Below are 17,393 nucleotides of genomic sequence, written 5' to 3' on the forward strand. Positions count from 1 at the left end.
ACACTATATTGCCCCACCTTCGTGGAGATTCTCTATTTCAGCCTCTGAAAATCCCCATTCGGAAAGAACCTCCTCGTTGTGCTCTCCCGGGAAAGGCGGACACCCTTGGATCTCTGGATGCGTTCGACTAAATTTCGGTGCCGGCGCGGGTTGTACAACCCCATCAATCTCAATGAACGTCTTTCTTACCTTGTTATGTGGATGCTCTGGTGCTTCGTCCATATCCAAAACTGGGGCAAAGCAAATGTCTGTTCCCTCCATAAGAGCACACCACTCTTCTCGAGTTTTGGTTTTAAACATTTGTGTCAGCTTCTGTTTCAACTCAGGCCACTTTTCAACGTCCAATTGCGCATGAAAAGCAGGATCATCAATCCCGCAGGTTTTAAGGAACAAAGCATAAAACTGCGTCTCATAGGCAGCGATACTTATGTATTTGCCATCGGAACATTCATAAGAGTCATAAAAATGAGCGCCACCATCAAGTCTATTTGTACCTCGTGAATTATTCCATTTTCCTGCGGCCTTAAATCCGTACATATAAGTCATAAGAGCTGAAGCACCATCAGTCATAGCCGCATCTACGACCTGACCTTGGCCTGAGGTTTTAGCCTCCAAAACACCACACACAAGACCGAAGGCGAGCATCATCGCCCCGCCGCCAAAATCACCCACTAAATTCAAAGGAGGGACCGGAGGACTGTCCGGTCGGCCTATGGAATAAAGAGCACTAGTTAGTGCTATATAATTTATGTCATGTCCCGCCGCGTGGGACAGGGGACCGTTTTGCCCCCAGCCAGTCATACGTCCATAGACAAGTCTCGGATTAACCTGAAAACACTGCTCAGGGCCAAGACCAAGACGCTCCATAACGCTGGGGCGAAATCCTTCAAGCAGAGCATCGGCCTTCTCTATCAACCGCAAGGCGGTCTTGACTCCTTCTTGGTTCTTAAGGTCTAAGGCTATGGATCGCCTCCCGCGGGAAGTTATATCCAACCGGCCAAACCGTTTTTCACCCTTCCGGTCAATACGGATGACCTCTGCACCCATGTCAGCCAGCATCATCGCACAGAAGGGCCCTGGACCAATCCCCGCGAATTCTATGACTTTGATCCCCTTAAGCGGTCCCATTTGCCTATCCTTCAAACTAATCAATTTCTTAAATTATATAGGCAAGTTATTTTACCTGCTGTTTTTTCGGGCTACAGTCCTAATTGGCCCGGATGATGCTTTCTTGTAAAGCTTGTTATAAAAAAAGGCTCCAACTACCACCCTCGGATCTATCTTAAGAGTCCGTTTTTACTAAGTTTGAGTCGCAGAATCTATCGTGACCGCCAATGTGGCAGGGAGCCAACTGAATTCAGATTTCAGAAAATCATAATCTGGCCCAGATGTGATAAAAGCCGCAGTTCCTTTAATCAGAAATCCAGCACCTTCACCATGTAAGCCCGTCACCTTGCTACTACCTAAAGTAATCAGTATTTTATTGTTGTAGATAATATCAATTTCGGTTATATGCATATATCCGGCTGGAATTAACAATTGTCCATCTTGTGAAATTAACACATTTACGGATGACATCCGCTCTAAGATCGGATAACACATTTGCCCCACAAGTTCAGAGAGATTGCCGTGAATTTTATGAGCTTAATTTCTACAAACATCAAATTGATGTTCCCTACAGTCAGTCTTTTAAATAAAGATACGTTGCTTGACCAAGAGCTATTCTCTTTCCGTCTTCAGCGATTACTTCTACAGTTGACACGAAAGTTGTTTTCCCTGCTGTTTTTTTTCGGCCAACTGCTCTGATTGTACCCGACGATGCCTTACCTGTAAAACTCGTGGTCACAGAGAGTGTAACTCCTTTACGAAGTTGCCCACCTGGCCCATATAACCCTGCAAATCCAGCTACTGAATCAATGATAGAAGTTAGCACTCCGCCATGTATTATTTGGTGTCTGTTCAGATGTTGTGGTCCAACAGTAAATTCCATTACCGCGTAGTCAATGTCCCATTCCACTAACCTAAATCCCATATAAGCTAGAAAGCCATCATCTACTAATGAGTTAAGAAGTTCTCTTTTATCCATAATTTATAAGCTGATTCAGATATTACATTTGGCCCCCTCACTGGTTAAGAGAGGGGGCCAGTTTGATACTAATAAATTTAGTTCCCAAATGTTAAAATGGACATAAGAGGCAAAATATCCTTCTGATTTTCAAGGTCAACTATCATATCCGCTGACTTGCGGATTTCCGGTTCTTTCAAAAATCTGCGGGTATATTTCCTGTAAAGGTCAATAAATTGGTCAGTCGTCAACGGGCTCTTCGAGCCACCAACCGATTGCTCCATTGTATCTTTGTAAACCGTGCCATCGGACATAAAGATACGGACATCAGCAATCCCTGTCATCCATGCTCCCAATGGATCTTCTTTTCTGAGAATGACATCGACCTTCTTGCGAAGTTTTCTAACTATTGGCCGATCCCGCATTTCATCAGTAAAACTTTCAAAATCAAGATCACCATCAACCAAAACGGACGCAAGAAGGTGCTGAAAGCTGAACCTTGCAGACTCATAATCGGTGAGTTCAGGCCTATTACACATGCGATAGTCTACATCACCGACATAAACCTCTACTTTTTCAACTTTCTCTGGGTCAATATTATGTTTCTGTTGCAACGCCTTAACAATATCAATCTGACGATGGGTAAGAAAGCAGTTGGGATATTTTTTAATCCAGAAATCGTGGGTAAACCAACGGCTCCTCCCTCCAAGATCCTGAAGTTGCTCCTCGTACGGGAGTTCCTTGCCGTGTAGATGCTTTAGCCAGCCTTCGATATCATGGGTTCCCGTTAACCCCTCTTTCGCCATAATGGCTGCAAAATAACCGTCCCGACAGGCCATTGAGGACTCAAAATAATGGGCGTCAGTGCCAACATTAGCAAGATATCCTGCAGCCCTAGCGATAGAAATGCCGAGAGCATTTTGAATCTGTTCCTCAGTTAGATCCAGGACTTTAGCTGCAGAAGCAGCAGCACCCAAAATCCCGAAAAAAGGCAATTCTGTGATTCCCCGGTAAGTAATCGGAAACTTACCCAGACGATTCATTGTCTCAAACCCAGCAAGAAGAGACTCAACAACAACCTTGCCAGAAATTTTCAAATGCTCGGCCATGGGGAATACTACTGGGACAACTGTCACATCACTTGTCGCTGAAGGGAAACAATCATCCTCCAGCTCTGCAGCATGAGCAAAATGACCGTTGGCTAGAATAGCGTACTCAATAAAACATTTGAATTTAGAGCCATAAACCCCGGCATCTTCACTCCAATGACCAACCTTCTTTGCATAGGAAATAACAGGGCGAGCACTCGGCGTTGCAGAACCGGCAACCATGCCCGCCAGTGTCTTCATCGCCAACTGCTTTGCGAACAAAACCGTCTCAGGCGGTGTCGTCTCAATGGATAGATTCTTGATGAATTTTGCAAATTCTTTTGATAAGATTCCCATTTTTATCTCCTGTACATTAAGTATGATCGGCCCTTACCTGAATTATCGGGAAGAGCTTCTGACATCCCGCTAAGCCACCCCTACAAAGCAAGGAGGGGGGGGGCTATCGTGCTAAATATGCAGGGCCGCTTCAAAACCTGTTCTTACTGCGTTAATGGTAATTTTAGGCTTTTGGGCATCACCAATAATACTGAGTTCCTTAACCTTCCCATGCAGGTCGTAGAACAAACTATCATTAGGTTTCCGACCGGTACCAATCACAATTGTATCCGCCTCAATGAAGGAGGGATCGGAACCATCAGCTCCTTCTTTCAATCCGGGAGCCGCCTTACCTACACGGTCAATAACTACTCCGTTTTCTTTAATTTCGGTAACGGCTTTGCCAAGAACCATTTCTACGCCGGCTTCCTCAATCCTTGCAAGGAAGTTAAACCATGTTACACCCCCGAGTATCTCCTGCGAGGGAGCTTTTTCAAAATCGACGACAGTTACTTTTTTTCCTTTCTCCCCAAGGAACTCGCCGATCTCCAACCCGATATCATTGGCCCCAATGATAACGACCTTATTCCCAACCTCGACATCCCCCTTAAGCACGTCCGTACCGAACACAACATTCTTCTGGAGATTTCCAGCAGAATCGTAGATATTGCGAATCGGCGGAACATTCAGGCGTGAACCGCTGGCCACAATAACCGCATCTGGTTTCTCCTGAAGGATGGCATCCACCGTGGCCTCTTGTCCCAGCATGACTTTAATGCCGAGTTTTTCGATCTGCATGATCATCCAACGGGTGACACCACCAAATTCTTCGCGGGTTGGAACCATTTGTGCATAACGATTCCAGCCACCCAGCTCTTTCTCCTTCTCAAAAATTACAACCTCATGCCCCCTCAACTTCGCAATCCGTGCAGCCGTCATTCCCCCGGGGCCACCCCCGACAACGACAACCTTCTTTTTCTGGGGTGCCGGTATAATGGCGAGTTCTTTCTCTCTCCCCGCCTGAGGATTCTGTGTACAAGAAATGGGGATATCGACAAATAGGTGATCGATACATCCATGATTACATCTAACACAGGCTCTGATGTCATCAAGATTACCTTCCTTAGCCTTTTTGAGGATCTCAGGATCGCACAGATGAGCACGGGTCATGCCCACCATATCGGCACTTCCTTTTTCAAGGATCTGGTCGGCAAGGACAGGGTCAACAATGGAGTTAACCGTAAAGACAGGCGTATACTTAACCGCTTTTTTAATACCGGCCGCAAGATATTCTAGGGGAGCGAAGGGAACTTCCATGGTCGTAAGCATCATTGTTAAGCCCGTGAGAGAGTACGTACCGGCAGACACGCTTATGTATGCAAAACCCATCTCCTCAAGGAATTTGGCGATTTCCTGAGTGTCCGTGAGGCCAAGCCCTCCTTCTGCGAACTCATCAGCACTAATGCGAATACCAATAGGATAATCTTCTCCGACCTCTTCTCTACAAGCCAGATAGATTTCCTTCACAAACCGCATCCGGTTTTCAAAACTTCCACCGTATTCATCGGTTCGTTTATTGCTGTAGGGTGACATAAACTGCTCTATGAGGTATCCATGCGCCCCGTGTAATTCAACAAAATCAGCGCCAGCCAGTTTGACCCGTTTAGCACATTTGGCAAACCCCTGAACAACATCTTTTATTCTCGCAACGGTCATTTCCTCAGTGGGTTCCTGCATAATCGGACAAGGGATTGCTGACGGAGCCTCACAAGCTACACCAGTATTTGCAGTATCGCCCTGACGTCCAGGATGAAAAATCTGGACAGCGATTTTTGCCCCTTCCTTGTGGACTGCATCAACAAGCTTTTTCCACATAGGAATCTGTTTGTCATCATAAAGGCCAAGCTGATTATAAAAATCACGGCCACGATCTTTTAAAATGTACGTTGCCTCAGTGCAAATAAGCCCAACACCATTTTTAGCTCGCTCAACTAGATAGTTTATATTCCTTTCGGTAGGCGTACCATCTGGCTGCGCATACTGAACTACATGTGCCGTAATGAGAACACGGTTTCGAATTTCCACGCCTTGAATATTAATCGGTTTAAACAAATGATCTAGATTAGCCATAGCTTCCTCCTTTTTCTAAGTGAGCTGTTTACGAAGGACCGTGACACTACAACGGCACGGTCTACAATATCTGTATCTCTCTCAAGTATTCCACGATCTGTTCAGCTAGACCTTCTTCTCGTCCTTCCAAAACATCCCCGCGAGATTTTTTACTAACCCCACCAGACATTAGTGCCTTGATTTTTTCAGCAGGAGATAAGGAATCGTCTGGAGTAAACACTCCTCTCGGGTTGGCCTTGAAAACTTCCCTTGCGCCCTGCTTTATTTTGTCCGGATTGTTCAGAGTCAAACTTCCGACATCAATTGTTTCAATAGTACCTCTCAGCTTTTGTTCTAAAGTCGACATAGAAGGTAAAACTTCGCCGGGAACCACGCCTAGAACAATTGGGTACGGAACAATAAGGACCTCGCGTTTTCCCCAATCCAGTTTACGTTTTACACAAATTGTTTTTGTATTTTCATCAATATTAAGAATATTGACGATGCTTCCAAGGAAATCTATCCCCAAACATCTGGCAAGCAAAGGGCCGGTAAGACCACTGCCAAAATCAGATGTTTCCCCTCCACACAGGATGAGTTCGACGTTTTTATCATGTAAATAAGACCTGACTACTTCAGAAATATAGTGGCTATTGTGCTTTTTTATATCATTATCAAGGATGATATTTGCCTTGTTTACTTTAGGTGCTACGAATGTCTTCAGCGAAAAGATGGTACTTTCTTGTCCAACCGTAACTGACTCAACCACGTCAGGCCCTTTCTTCAGTTGAGCCATTATCTCAAGAGAGACTAAATCAGCATAATTAGGAACTTTAAGTATCGATTTCCCCCACAAGGAACATGCCTGTTCATCAACGGTTTGATTAAACGACATATCGATAACTTCACTGACAAGAACAAAGGCTTTCATAGAGTAACTCCACCCGTTTTTGTCGGAAACATACCTCTTTTGTCAATTTTGTTTTCGATTCTCTTTTTGTTTTTAAAGCACATATGGCTACCTCTAATTTTCATTCTACGTAAAAAATATAAGCTTACTTATTTAAGTTTTAACTACGCTCGAAGCAGATATTAAATGGCGATAGAGCAATGAACAAATGCTTGGGATGAAATAAACTGACGCCATCCCAATACCTTGAATTAACCAAGCCTAAAAACAACACCATAACCGCCTTCCGGATGATTCCAGTCAAGAGCACCTTCTTCGCACGATATTCTACAAGTGCCACATTCCAAGCAACCTTCGAACGAAAATACGACCTTGCTACTCTCTTCCTCATATACAAAACAACTAGCAGGGCACACGAAGGTGCAGTACCTTTCTTTGCACTTGCTGATACAAATCTCATCGTTCAAAACAATGTGTGCCTTTATATCTGGATTAAATGCTGTAAATACTATTTTTTCTTCTGCGATATTCATTACAGAACCCCTCTAATAGCACTTATAAAATCTTTGACTATATTTGCGTATCCAATTTTCTTAATTTCTTCATGAATGTGGTGCTTTATTTTTTTCTTTGAATCACCTGTAACTGCGAACAGACTAGTTGTGACATTGTTAAGCAATTCAGGGTAGTCTTTATGAAGCCTCTTGTTACTGATAAAATGTCCAGCATATCTGAACGACTTCAAGTCCGACAAAATATTATGTTCGCCCAAATGTTTCTTATAGACTGACAGTGTTTTCTTAGAAAAATCCCCTTTGCCCAATGCATGAATTACAGACTTTGCAGCGGCAATTCCAGAACCTATGGCGTAATTAACCCCCTCTAGGTTATATCCAGTGTTGAGAACAAAGCCTGCAGCATCACCCGTAAGCAACAACCGATCACCATACAAACTTGGAAGAGAATCATAATCAAGCTCCGGGATTAGATGTGCTGAGTATTCTGATGTCTGCGCACCTCGAATAAAGGAGGCGATGTAACTGTGCCCCTTGAAAGACTCCAAAACATGGCCAGGGGATAAACCCTTTTCTTTAAGTGAAGCGATTTGAGCTATAATCCCGATCGATATCGAGTCTTCATTTGTATACAAAAAACCACCGCCAACCAATCCATCTAATGAGTGACCAACAAACTCATTTGCGTGGCCTTCTTTGTCCTGAAGATTAAATCTCTTTTCAATCTCTTTTTTGGGGAGGTAGAGCGTCTCTTTCACCCCAACTGCGACATTAAAGCTATCAAAATCACTCCGTAAACCACATTTTCTTCCGACAACAGAGTTCACACCATCCGCAGCTACAACAACTCTTGCGCAAACTTCTTCACGCCCATTATCCAATATAAGTTTTATACACTCGTCATTTTTCACAACGTCCGAGACCGTTATAGCACACACCACTTCGGCTCCACGTTGTTCGGCAATATCTGCCAACCACTTATCAAATTTAGGTCGAAGAACCGTAAATCCATTGTGCGGTGGAATTAAAAAATCACTGTTATAGTGCGCAAAAGTTGTGGCACCGTTGTTTGACAGAAAGGTAATTCTCCGCCGACTCACAAAACGTTCAATTGGGGCAGTCTCCCAAAAATTCGGAATTAGTTTCTCCAGAATTCTTCCATAAATAACGCCGCCAAACATATTTTTCGATCCGGGATAAGAACCACGCTCAAGAACCAAAGGCTTTAACCCATGATCAGCCAAACATATGGCGGAAGACAGACCAGCAGGTCCAGCCCCGACAATAATCACATCATATAGATTTTTCATCGAATAACTTTCCACATCCTAATGTCATTGACTTTTTATGGCTTCTTGAATTTTGCTTGTCAGAATTGGGAGAAATCTTTTAGCGTCAGCGCACACCTTCATATCTGATATGGAAAAAATTGGTGCACTTTTATCTTTATTTATGGACACTATATATTTTGCCTTCACTCCAAATGTATGATGAGTCGATCCTGAAACCCCAACTGCTACATACAAAAATGGACTGATTTTTTTGCCAGTTCGCCCTATTTGCCTCTCGTGATCAATCCATTTATAATCAACGGCGACTCTGGTACCGCCATAACCAGCACCAAGAGTTTGTGCCAACTCAAGTATCTGATCGAAATATTCCTGCTTTTCCAGCCCTCTTCCCCCACCGACAACAATCTCAGACTCTGATATGTCTATTTCGTCGTAACGGGGAGAAATAACCTCTTTAACTATATATTCCTTGTTTACAGCATGGCTTGAAATATGTTCCAAATGGTATTTCTTTTTCTTCTTAATCAAGAGGTCTTTGAAAATATTCTTTCCAATAACTCCAACCAATATGTCTCTGGGGCTGACTTTATGTGTACTGTAAAAAAGTTTATTGAGTATGCTTTTTTTAAATATAAAATCTGAGCCAGAGCTATCTTTCTCCCACTCATCTATTCCGTTAAGGATGTTTGCACCATTTTTAATACTATATTTCAAGGCTATTTGTGATAAATCAATTGATTGTGGGAAAAACAGCCACGTTGCTTTATTTTCTTCAGCAATATTTTTCAATGCATTAACGCAAAGGTTGAAACTCTTTCTGCTGTCATCGTTATCTTGAATTGCATATGTGCGGTTTATAAATTCAGGGAGCTCTATATCTTCCAATATTTCTTTACATTTGCTGACAAAAATTGCGTCCACATGAAATTCATCCTCTTTACATAATTCAGATATAAAATTCACCACTTCTACTGTTGGATCTGACAACTCGCCCCTGTGATTCAATTCACCAACAAGAATGGTTTTAATCATGATCTTAATTCCTCATACCCACTCTGAAAAATATACTTACAGAAGACATATCACTTCAATGCAATACAGTGTTTCCCGACGGGGAATGACCCCGCCGGGAAACTTCTGCATATTTACAGCTTGCCATTCCTTTTCATTCTATTGGTCAAAAGCTCACCACCAATCAAATTCGCATGAGTAACATAGAGTGTTGACGAGCCACCGGTCGGAAAGTACGAACCATCATCGCTGCCTACGATACGTGCAACATACGCGGCCTCGTCGAAAGCCTGGGCTACGGACCGTGCCTCCTTGGCGTCACCAATGATATGAACTTCCTCCACCTTATCTTTCAGTTCGTTATAGAGCGTATCGTCCCCGCTCCGTCCGGCTGCTATGATTATCGTGTCCGCTTTGATTTTCTGCTTAGCGCCTTCGCCATCTGTGTATTCCACTCCGTCGGGAGTAATACAATTGACCTTGGCTTTTGTGATTGAATTAACCCCCTCTTGCTTCATATAGAGAGACAAAAGCATACCCCTCATCAGGTCGTGCATATAGGGGACAACGGCAACGGCATCACCTTCTTCAAGGATCGTAACGTCTTTACCTTCCCTCCTGATCGACACCGCGAGCTCAGCACCTTCGCCGCCACCAATAATCACAACATTCTGCCCAAGGGTCACTCCAGAAGGATCCCGCAAGTAATCATCGTGGTAGATCACGTTACTGTTATCGATGCCGGGAATTTGCGGCCTATTTGGAACAGCGCCCGTCGCAACAATGACAACATCCGGGGACTCTTTCTCGACAACCTCGGCATCGAGCCGGGTGTTTAGACGCACATCCACCTGCAATTTGCTCATCTGAGTGGAAAGATAGCGAATCGCGTTACGCAGATCTCTCGTATTGAGTTTAGGGTGAGCTGAAGCCACATGGAGAATACCGCCCAACTGCGAACTGGCTTCAAACAATGTTACTGAGTGGCCCCTAAGCGTGAGCACTCGTGCCGCCTCCATTCCAGCAACGCCGCCCCCGGCAATGTAAACACGTTTTTTATAACGGGCTTCCTTGATGGCGTAATCCCTCTCCCGCCCGAAAGCTGGGTTCACAGCACACATCGCTGAGTGATGATTGAAAAGATGGGTCGTACAGCACCAGTTGCAGGCAATACAACCCCGAATCTCGTCCGTGCGCCCCTCACGTGCCTTGTTCGGGTATTCAGGGTCGGCAAACATGGGCCTCGCAATATTAATAAGATCACATTGCTCCTTACGCACTGCAACTTCGGCAATTTCTGGATACATGATCTTGGCGACCCCAGTAACAAGCACGCCTTTTTCCGCGGCGAGTTTTCTTACAGCCTCGGCATACTTGACGTTTGTGGCCCGAGGCATATACATTGGAGGAATCGTATATGACAGAGCTTCTGGATTGATAATAGCCCCAGCAGATACATCAAGGACATCAATCCCCCAATCAAGGTACCTTGGCACATATTCATCCAGAAACAGGTCGAATGTGTAACCAGTCTGGTTCCCTTCTTCATCCGTTCCAGCAAACTCCTCGGCACTCATTCGCCACCAAATGGAAAAATCATCTCCTACAACTTCTCTGACTCTTTTATATATGCGTTCAGAGAAAAGTAGCTTATCTTTTCCATACTCATCAGTGCGCTGATTAAATGTCGGAGACAAAAACTGATGGGGAAGCGAGCCGTGATTGGCGTGAATCATGACATAGTCGAAACCGGCTTCTTTTGCCCTACCTGCAGCGGCGGCGTAATCGTCGATCAGCTCATCAATATCGGCAGTCGTAAGCTCACGCGTTTTAATCTCAGGATTGGTAAAACACGGGAAGGATGTAGCAGAAATCGGCTGATTTTCTCCATTGTACCGAGGATTGGCGATGGCGCCTGCATGGAAAAGCTGAATTCCGGCGAGAGCTCCACCCTGTTTAATGGCATAAGCCAAGTCTGCCAACCCACTTTTGACCTCATCGCGATCAATGGCAAGCTGACCGATAAACCCCCGCCCATCAAGCCTTACATAGGAGGCCATAACACAGATGGCCGCCGCACCACCCTTGGCTTCAGTGTAGTAATTGTCGATAGTCCTCTGATTTACAGAACCGTCCGCATTGGCATGTCCTTTAATATTTGGGGGCTGAAGGATTCGGTTCTTGAGATTTAATCCTGCTTTTGTCTTGATGGGAGAAAAGAGGTTGGGGTACTTAATTTCTCCCGCAAATTTGCCTTTTGATGTCTGTCCCATAAATATTCTCCTTTTTTGTGGTTTGTTGTTGGATCAAGCAGCCACCATCATGAACCGGGCACCATTTGAATACAGCCTAGAGGACAAATGGTTTCACAAAGCGCACAAGCCATACAATCTTCTGGCCTTGACAAAACAATTCTGTCACCCGACTCTCCAATTGCGCCTACCGGGCACTCATTTACACAAGTTTGGCACTTGTTACACTTGCTATGATCAACATTCAAGATATGCTGTGACATACAATCCACCTCCTTTCAAAAATACAAATTCATATTTTGTTGAGGCCAAAAAACATTCTTGCTCACTGCTGTCTCACAGTTTGATCAATAAAATAGAAGGCTTGGAAGCTCACTTGTGTTACAATAATTTCGCCAAAAGCACATTGAAAACAAGGAGTTCCAAGCCGTGGCACATTGCAGCACTGTTCTTTCTCAAAGTGTACGAATTTTTCCGAGACATGAATTTCAGACCCTTGCCAACAAGCATCACGTGGGGCAGAGATTCCGCTCGTTCTCACGTTGGGCATAGTTTGTCGCCATACTGACGGCTCAGTTCGCCAACCGCAGCAGTCTGCGGGACATCGTCGATAATCTCAACGTTCAGCGGAACAAGCTTTATCATCTCGGAATCAAGCCCTTCAGTCGGGCGACTCTGGCGCGTTGCAATGAGAAACAGTCGCATGAGCTCTACGAAGCGTTGTTTCAGCGTCTGCTTGGCCGTTGCCAGTGTCTGGCGCCTCGTAACCGGGCCTTCAGGCTCGATGGCAAGATTTACCTGCTCGATGCCTCGCTGGTCGACTTGACGTTATCCCTGTTCCCTTGGGCTCAGTACTAAAAGACCAAGGGAACGACCAAACTTCGAGCGGTGCGATTTGATGAGCCTGTTTCGACCGCCGAACAATAAAAAGTCACAAGAAATTCAACAGTTACAGCTTATTTAAAAATTGCGAAACAGCAGTGATTCTTGCTAAAATGCCCAGAAAAATCTTACGTTAATGGCATTACCTTTAGACGTATTCTCACCGTCTACATCCATGGTATATTTTACATCCAGGGTCATATTTGGTCTAATACAAGCCCCGATTCCAGGCGCAATCGCATAATTATGACCATCATTCCCTAAATTATTGCCATTCTCGTCATCCCCTTCCATATAACGAGTATAATCGCCCTGCATGTAGATCCACCATGGATAAGGTGCCGAAAAACGATAGCTCACACTCGAATTGACTTCGAAGACATCTCTTGCTTTTGCGTCTGAGTCCAAATCCTCAAAATTGTACAGGTAGCCAACACTCCCATCCAACCAGATGTTGCCAAATCTTTCCTGGACTCCAAGTCCAGGCATCAGCGCATGATTGTTACCACCGATGGCATTCATTATGTCACTGTCCCCAACAGGCACCTGCCAAATCAGGAAAGATTGGATATGTGTTGTTTTGGTTGGGTTATTCCATCCCAGCGAGGTATAGATAAGGGGATGTCCGAGCCCGGAAAGTGAAAAATTATCTCCTGCATCTCTAGAAGTTTCTTCTCCACTCAGATTATAAAGAGGGACAATACCCTCCAAAACATACTGATACTGCTTATCCTCACCAAAATGCCAGGCGCGGACGAGTCGGGTAAATGATGCTTCTATAGTGAGATCCTGCGATTCCTGTTTTTCGCCATCCCCAACCCAAATCTCGTCAGAACTGTAATGATAAAAATGCTGAATTAACATCGCCGTGTCAGGAAAATCATTCGCCCAAAATCCAGCCCTCGACGCTAACTGCAGCAATCCTGGGGCACTCCAAGCTGGAACCACTCCAAGGGTCAAAAAACCAACCAGCGCAAAACCAAAAAGAATCCACTTCATACTTTTCTTCATTTCTTTTCTCCTTCGATCGTTGGCAATTAAATAGCGAAAGAAAACCTCAGGAAACTTGCTATTCCCCCAATTTTTAGCATCACAACAGCACTATCAATGCGTCTTCTACACACCTTATGCTTCTTCAGCAGCGCCCTTTAGGTCGTTGCATGTGGCTGCGATACTGATTCGCAGCACTTCACTGCCCTATATTCAAGGGACGAGGCGAGAGGCAAATAATCCCCAACAAACCCGGCAGCTTCATTGCGGATTTTATTGCTTAGCTGGCGAATCCGACCAATGCCGACCAGGGCTGACAAATTAGCGCCAATCGGGGAGTTATCTAATTTAAATGGGTTGCTTAAGCTTTTTGTCTGTAATTTTTGGGCTAAAACACCCGGAGGTCTAAAATGATATAGAGGTTCTCTGCTTGGAAAGACGAAACAAGTTCGGAGAAACTCGAAGAGAAGGAAACCTGAGGCACAAAACAGCTGGAAGAATGTGGGCTTCGTTAAAGGTTTCGAAAGCCTACAATATTTGCGGAGGGAAAGCATACGGCGATCTCCAACAAATTACAGGTTAAATGTCGGGACCACCGCAGCATATGCTTAAGCTGGCCTGAACCCACACAGGATGAACTCTCGCTGGTCAACAAGAAGGTCCCGCATGAGAAGTGCCAGAAAGCATTTTTCCAAAAAAATAAAACACTGTCACACTATTGTCAAGTATTTTTTCGTTGCAGCAAAAATCTAATGAAACACATTATTTCTCGTAATATCAACCGGTTGGAGATTTTCGCCACTATTATCGTTTTTTAACTTCTAAAAAATAATCACAAGAAATAAACCTGCGTTTTGCCTCTGCTGAAAAAGGAGAATCCCCATGATCGAATTTGAAGAGATCGTCTTTCGCTGGCAACAAGGCCAGAGTCAATCCGAGATCGCCCGTTCACCTGGCTTTTCCAGGCAAATCCAGGCAAATCCTGCGCAAGTATCTGCGACTGTTCCAGGAGCAGGGCTGCCGGTTCAGCTACTCCAGCATGAAGCGGTATGTGTGCATCCTCTGTCACAACCCGGCCTAGAGAACGGCTGTGCGCCTGGAAGTGCCGCAGAGACGGCAGGCGCTGGTCAGGTTCGGCCAGATGCGCCTGTTGCTCAGCGATGCAACGAGACCGGCCCGGCGACAATGGGCCCAGCGCCAGGGGCGCTACAAGGATGTCCTGAAACGCAGCGTCTTAGGTCCCAGACTGCTAATCATTGACGAGATCGGCTACTTGCCCTTCTCGGACACGCAGGCCAACCTGTTTTTTCAGGTCATTGCCAAACGCTATGAAACGGGCTCCGTGATTCTGACCTCGAATCTGAGCTTTGGCGAATGGGACAAGGTCTTTGGCGGCAACACAGCATTGACTTCCGCCATGCTTGACCGGCTGTTGCACCATGCGCACGTGATCCAGATTCGAGGCGACAGTTATCGTCTCAAGGACAAGCGACGAGCCGGAATTATTGGCCAACAACTCGCAGCGGTTCCAGTGAACGACTGAGCCGCGAGTGGGTCAATTTTCAATTTCCAAAGAGCCAAAAAGTGGGTCAGTTTTCAGTTGCCTTTGACAGTAGTGTCTCGTCCGGCTCGGGAGCAGGCCTGTAACCGAGAAAATCAATGACTTTTGGGTAATATCGTTTGCCAATCTTCCAGCCATGCTCCCAGCTCCAGACGGTCGAGGCCGTACCCCCCAGTCTGGCGGCAAGGTCTTTTTGCTTCAGCCCCAGTTCAATCCGCTTCCGGCGCAGGTGTTCGCCCAGAGTAAGGGGCTCTTTCTCCAGATCAGGATGCTGCGGGAGTTTCAGTCTGGTGGTGATATTGAAATGCGGAGGGAGGAATTGAGGGTTGTTGGTAAAGGGGCACACACCCCTGAGGATGTGGGCCCCTTTCTCTAATTGTGCAAGGAAAAGCCCCATGGCCTCCCCATTGCCTTCGCCGCTCACAGGCGATATGCTGCAAAATCCGAAAAGAGACACAGAAGGGATCAGGGTAGGATGTACCGAAAAACCTCTACAGAGATCCTCCGCGACGGCCTGGCTGCCGCCTGGCCGATCTGCATGGGCTACTTTCCCATCGGCATGGCCCTCGGCGTGCTCGGCCAACAGGCGGGGCTCGGCCCGGCCTGGATCGGGCTGATGTCGGTACTGGTATTCGCCGGCAGCGCCCAGTTCATCGCCGTCGCCATGCTTGATGGCGGGGCCTCGGCCACCGCCATCATTCTCACCACCCTGGTGGTCAACTTCCGGCATTTTCTGATGAGCAGCGCCCTGGCCGTCCCCCTGCGCGGCATCGGCCGAAGATTTCTGCTCCTGTTCGCTTACGGCATCACCGACGAGAGTTTCGCCGTCAATATGACCCGCTTTCGCGCCGGAAACTGGGATCGCTGGCGGGCCCTGGTGGTGCACCAAACGGCCAATACCACCTGGGTGCTGGCAACCATCCTCGGCAGCCTGGTCGGCAGCCTGATTCCGCCTGGCGCCTTCGGCATCGACTTCGCCCTGCCGGGCATGTTCATCGCCCTGCTGGTGCTGCAGTTGCACGGGCGGGCCTACATCTTTACGGGAATTCTGGCGGCCGGGCTGGCCGTGATCTGGAAACTGCTGATTCCGGGCGACAGCTACATCGTCGGCGCCGCGGTGCTGGCCGCAAGCGGCGGCTACCTGCTGCGCCGTCAAAAGCGGCTGAGGGAGACGACAGGATGAGCTTCAAGCACTACCTGCTGATACTGCTCGGCATGGGGGCGGTGACCTATCTGCCCCGTCTGCTGCCCCTGCTGCTCCTTTCGCAACGCCAGATGCCAGACTGGCTGGTCGACTGGCTGGAGCTGATTCCGGTGGCGATTCTCGCCGCCCTGCTGGCCCCGACCCTGCTGTTCGACGGCCAGAGCGGCCACATCGATCTGCTGCGACCGCAGCTGTGGGTCGCCGTGCCGACCTTCCTGTTCGCCCTCAAAACCCGCTCCCTGGGCGGCACGGTGATGGTGGGGATGGGGCTCTACTGGCTCGCCGGCCTGCTCTGAACATCGACCATCGGCTCGGCGTATTTCCAGCGGTCGTGCACCCAGAACCACTGTTCCGGATAACGGCGGATGTACTCTTCGAGCAGACTGTTGAGACGGGCGGTGTCGGCGGCGTCGTCACCGCTGGGGGGAAAGGCGGGCAGGTAGTCGATGCGGCTGCGTCCGTCAGGCAGCACGCCGGTGAACACGGGCTGGATCAGGGCGCCGGTCGCCCGGGCGAGTACCGAGGCCACCGGCACGGACGGCAGCATCTCGCCGAAGAAGGGAACGGACACGCCGAGACCGGGGCGCACCTTCTGGTCGATCAGCACCCCGAGATCCTCGCCGGCGCGCAGAACCTTGATCATCGCCCGCAGCCCCCGGCTCTTGTCGACAATGCCGATTCCGTTGCGGCTGCGAATCTCCTCGACGAAACGGTTGACGCCGGGCTGCTCGACCGCCCGCACCACGATCCGCATGCCGCGGCCGGCAAGATGGACATGCACCGGCGGCAGTACCTCCCAGTTGCCCAGGTGGGCGGTCACCAGCAGCACCCGCTCGCTCTGCCGCCGCGCCTGCCGGTAGTGCTCGAAGCCGTGCACCTCCACCTGCCTCACCAGCCGGTCGATGTCTGTGTGATACGAACGCAGCAGGGCAATGGCCATGCGGCCGAGATGACGAAAGACGCGCGGACAGAGCCGCTCATCGAAACCGGCCCGGCGCAGGTTGGCGCGACAGAGCCGCGCCCGTTTCGGCAGGGCGAGCATCGCCAACTGCCCCAGAAGCGAACCGAAAGCCGTGGCCAGGGTGCGCGGCAGCAGGGAAAAGAAAGCCGCCAGGGCGCGCAGGAAACGATAGTTGAGATGATCGACCAGACGCATGGTTGATTCACAAAGCCAAGGA

At 47.5% G+C, this 17,393-nt stretch carries 16 protein-coding genes and 2 pseudogenes; 4 read left to right on the forward strand and 14 right to left on the reverse strand.

All coding sequences use genetic code 11. The features are described from left to right. Positions 1–3: 3 nt before the first annotated feature. The 11 genes from EDC39_RS07725 to EDC39_RS15940 form a co-directional block, all read right to left on the reverse strand. Positions 4–1,128, reverse strand: coding sequence for a CaiB/BaiF CoA transferase family protein (locus tag EDC39_RS07725; protein WP_148895809.1), 1,125 nt, complete (start codon positions 1,126–1,128; stop codon positions 4–6). Positions 1,129–1,299: 171 nt separating this feature from the next. Next, positions 1,300–1,602: an FMN-binding protein gene (locus tag EDC39_RS07730; RefSeq protein ID WP_246140208.1), complete on the reverse strand. Its 303-nt coding sequence runs from the start codon at positions 1,600–1,602 to the stop codon at positions 1,300–1,302. Between the two features lie 79 nt (positions 1,603–1,681). Beyond that, positions 1,682–2,086 carry a PaaI family thioesterase gene (locus EDC39_RS07735; protein WP_148895810.1) on the reverse strand — a complete coding sequence of 135 codons (405 nt, stop codon included), beginning with the start codon at positions 2,084–2,086 and terminating at the stop codon, positions 1,682–1,684. Between the two features lie 77 nt (positions 2,087–2,163). Then, a complete protein-coding gene (locus EDC39_RS07740; protein WP_148895811.1) occupies positions 2,164–3,510 on the reverse strand; it encodes an MmgE/PrpD family protein in 1,347 nt (448 codons plus the stop codon). A 111-nt stretch (positions 3,511–3,621) separates the two neighbouring features. Next, complete coding sequence (locus EDC39_RS07745) at positions 3,622–5,619, reverse strand: oxidoreductase (protein ID WP_148895812.1); 1,998 nt, start codon at positions 5,617–5,619, stop codon at positions 3,622–3,624. A gap of 61 nt (positions 5,620–5,680) precedes the next feature. After that, complete coding sequence (locus EDC39_RS07750) at positions 5,681–6,529, reverse strand: hypothetical protein (protein ID WP_148895813.1); 849 nt, start codon at positions 6,527–6,529, stop codon at positions 5,681–5,683. Between the two features lie 230 nt (positions 6,530–6,759). Further along, on the reverse strand, positions 6,760–7,041 hold the full coding sequence (locus EDC39_RS15830) for a 4Fe-4S dicluster domain-containing protein (protein ID WP_148895814.1): 282 nt from the start codon (positions 7,039–7,041) through the stop codon (positions 6,760–6,762). Continuing rightward, complete coding sequence (locus EDC39_RS07760; RefSeq protein ID WP_148895815.1) at positions 7,041–8,333, reverse strand: FAD-dependent oxidoreductase; 1,293 nt, start codon at positions 8,331–8,333, stop codon at positions 7,041–7,043. Before EDC39_RS07760 ends, EDC39_RS15830 begins: the two co-directional genes overlap by 1 nt. Positions 8,334–8,357: 24 nt before the next feature. Next, the gene (locus EDC39_RS07765; protein WP_148895816.1) at positions 8,358–9,347 is read right to left on the reverse strand and encodes an electron transfer flavoprotein subunit alpha/FixB family protein; all 990 of its coding nucleotides are present in this window, start codon (positions 9,345–9,347) and stop codon (positions 8,358–8,360) included. Between the two features lie 113 nt (positions 9,348–9,460). Then, positions 9,461–11,599: an NAD(P)/FAD-dependent oxidoreductase gene (locus EDC39_RS07770; protein WP_148895817.1), complete on the reverse strand. Its 2,139-nt coding sequence runs from the start codon at positions 11,597–11,599 to the stop codon at positions 9,461–9,463. A gap of 47 nt (positions 11,600–11,646) precedes the next feature. After that, the gene (locus EDC39_RS15940; protein ID WP_148895818.1) at positions 11,647–11,841 is read right to left on the reverse strand and encodes a 4Fe-4S binding protein; all 195 of its coding nucleotides are present in this window, start codon (positions 11,839–11,841) and stop codon (positions 11,647–11,649) included. Positions 11,842–12,007: 166 nt separating this feature from the next. Between EDC39_RS15940 and EDC39_RS07780 the strand changes: the two are divergent. Further along, positions 12,008–12,433: pseudogene (locus EDC39_RS07780) on the forward strand (DUF4372 domain-containing protein); the annotation flags it as partial. A gap of 135 nt (positions 12,434–12,568) precedes the next feature. Here EDC39_RS07780 and EDC39_RS07785 read toward each other — a convergent pair. Then, positions 12,569–13,471, reverse strand: coding sequence for a transporter (locus tag EDC39_RS07785; RefSeq protein ID WP_148895819.1), 903 nt, complete (start codon positions 13,469–13,471; stop codon positions 12,569–12,571). A 1,168-nt stretch (positions 13,472–14,639) separates the two neighbouring features. Here EDC39_RS07785 and EDC39_RS07790 point away from each other — a divergent pair. Beyond that, a pseudogene (locus tag EDC39_RS07790) lies at positions 14,640–14,993 on the forward strand (ATP-binding protein); the annotation flags it as partial. A gap of 46 nt (positions 14,994–15,039) precedes the next feature. Here EDC39_RS07790 and EDC39_RS07795 read toward each other — a convergent pair. Further along, complete coding sequence (locus EDC39_RS07795) at positions 15,040–15,435, reverse strand: helix-turn-helix domain-containing protein (RefSeq protein ID WP_148895820.1); 396 nt, start codon at positions 15,433–15,435, stop codon at positions 15,040–15,042. Positions 15,436–15,486: 51 nt separating this feature from the next. Here EDC39_RS07795 and EDC39_RS07800 point away from each other — a divergent pair, with 51 nt between their 5' ends. Together EDC39_RS07800 and EDC39_RS07805 are read left to right on the forward strand one after the other, a co-directional pair. Next, complete coding sequence (locus EDC39_RS07800; protein WP_148895821.1) at positions 15,487–16,194, forward strand: AzlC family ABC transporter permease; 708 nt, start codon at positions 15,487–15,489, stop codon at positions 16,192–16,194. Further along, a complete protein-coding gene (locus EDC39_RS07805) occupies positions 16,191–16,511 on the forward strand; it encodes an AzlD domain-containing protein (protein ID WP_148895822.1) in 321 nt (106 codons plus the stop codon). The genes EDC39_RS07800 and EDC39_RS07805 overlap by 4 nt, the downstream gene beginning before the upstream one ends. Here the strand turns inward: EDC39_RS07805 and EDC39_RS07810 are convergent. After that, entirely contained in the window at positions 16,487–17,371 is an 885-nt protein-coding gene (locus EDC39_RS07810; RefSeq protein ID WP_148895823.1) for a lysophospholipid acyltransferase family protein, read from the reverse strand. The two genes, EDC39_RS07805 and EDC39_RS07810, sit on opposite strands and share 25 nt — an antisense overlap. Positions 17,372–17,393: the final 22 nt, after the last annotated feature.

This window comes from Geothermobacter ehrlichii (assembly GCF_008124615.1).
Classification (GTDB): Bacteria; Desulfobacterota; Desulfuromonadia; order Desulfuromonadales; family Geothermobacteraceae; genus Geothermobacter; species Geothermobacter ehrlichii.

What these genes read in the sequence shown, in the direction of transcription:
- EDC39_RS07770 (WP_148895817.1), bottom strand. Translation starts at nt 11,599, where the DNA reads ATGGGACAGACATCAAAAGGCAAATTTGCGGGAGAAATTAAGTACCCC.
- EDC39_RS07760 (WP_148895815.1), bottom strand. Translation starts at nt 8,333, where the DNA reads ATGAAAAATCTATATGATGTGATTATTGTCGGGGCTGGACCTGCTGGT.
- EDC39_RS15940 (WP_148895818.1), bottom strand. Translation starts at nt 11,841, where the DNA reads ATGTCACAGCATATCTTGAATGTTGATCATAGCAAGTGTAACAAGTGC.
- EDC39_RS07750 (WP_148895813.1), bottom strand. Translation starts at nt 6,529, where the DNA reads ATGAAAGCCTTTGTTCTTGTCAGTGAAGTTATCGATATGTCGTTTAAT.
- EDC39_RS07800 (WP_148895821.1), top strand. Translation starts at nt 15,487, where the DNA reads ATGTACCGAAAAACCTCTACAGAGATCCTCCGCGACGGCCTGGCTGCC.
- EDC39_RS07730 (WP_246140208.1), bottom strand. Translation starts at nt 1,602, where the DNA reads ATGTGTTATCCGATCTTAGAGCGGATGTCATCCGTAAATGTGTTAATT.
- EDC39_RS07765 (WP_148895816.1), bottom strand. Translation starts at nt 9,347, where the DNA reads ATGATTAAAACCATTCTTGTTGGTGAATTGAATCACAGGGGCGAGTTG.
- EDC39_RS07740 (WP_148895811.1), bottom strand. Translation starts at nt 3,510, where the DNA reads ATGGGAATCTTATCAAAAGAATTTGCAAAATTCATCAAGAATCTATCC.
- EDC39_RS07805 (WP_148895822.1), top strand. Translation starts at nt 16,191, where the DNA reads ATGAGCTTCAAGCACTACCTGCTGATACTGCTCGGCATGGGGGCGGTG.
- EDC39_RS07745 (WP_148895812.1), bottom strand. Translation starts at nt 5,619, where the DNA reads ATGGCTAATCTAGATCATTTGTTTAAACCGATTAATATTCAAGGCGTG.
- EDC39_RS07725 (WP_148895809.1), bottom strand. Translation starts at nt 1,128, where the DNA reads ATGGGACCGCTTAAGGGGATCAAAGTCATAGAATTCGCGGGGATTGGT.
- EDC39_RS15830 (WP_148895814.1), bottom strand. Translation starts at nt 7,041, where the DNA reads ATGAATATCGCAGAAGAAAAAATAGTATTTACAGCATTTAATCCAGAT.
- EDC39_RS07735 (WP_148895810.1), bottom strand. Translation starts at nt 2,086, where the DNA reads ATGGATAAAAGAGAACTTCTTAACTCATTAGTAGATGATGGCTTTCTA.
- EDC39_RS07785 (WP_148895819.1), bottom strand. Translation starts at nt 13,471, where the DNA reads ATGAAGAAAAGTATGAAGTGGATTCTTTTTGGTTTTGCGCTGGTTGGT.
- EDC39_RS07810 (WP_148895823.1), bottom strand. Translation starts at nt 17,371, where the DNA reads ATGCGTCTGGTCGATCATCTCAACTATCGTTTCCTGCGCGCCCTGGCG.